At 49.9% G+C, this 531-nt stretch carries 1 protein-coding gene; it reads right to left on the bottom strand.

What is annotated here, in order from left to right; all coding sequences use genetic code 11:
• Positions 1-192: 192 nt before the first annotated feature.
• A partial coding sequence (locus tag QEH52_RS20135) for a GIY-YIG nuclease family protein (RefSeq protein WP_308952758.1) occupies positions 193-531 on the bottom strand: 339 nt, incomplete at its 5' end.

Raw genomic sequence — 531 nt, 5'->3', positions numbered from 1 at the left:
ACGTAGACGAAATACATGTCTGAATCCTCATTATCTCCAGCAATCCAGACAACAAAAAAGCCCTCCGATTTCTCGAAGGGCTTTAAATGGCTGCTTCCCGACAAGTCGGGACAGGCGGACACGCTGGGATCCCCGACAAGTCGGGGCAGGCGAACCAGCGACCAAGTGATTAATCCCGACTTTGTCGGGACTCTACCGCCCGGGATCGAATAGGGCTCGAACTTTCTTTGGGGATTTCCATGACTTGAGTTGCTTTTCGCGCCGTATGGCTTCGCTGCGTGTTTCAAACTTTTCAAAACCCAACAAAGACCACGGGCCGTTGCGATGGGTGTATTTGCCTAAGTGGCCTTTACCCTCAGGTGAATTGTGCTCTTCGATTCGGCGAGCGACATCGTTGGTATGCCCGATGTATAGACGGCCACTTGTATTCTCTAATACGTAGACGAAATACATGTCTGAATCCTCATTATCTCCAGCAATCCAGACAACAAAAAAGCCCTCCGATTTCTCGAAGGGCTTTAAATGGCTGCT

The organism is Thalassobacterium maritimum (assembly GCF_031127805.1).
GTDB classification, from domain to species: Bacteria; Verrucomicrobiota; Verrucomicrobiia; order Opitutales; family Coraliomargaritaceae; genus Thalassobacterium; species Thalassobacterium maritimum.
This window is presented reverse-complemented; position numbering and strand designations above follow the sequence as displayed.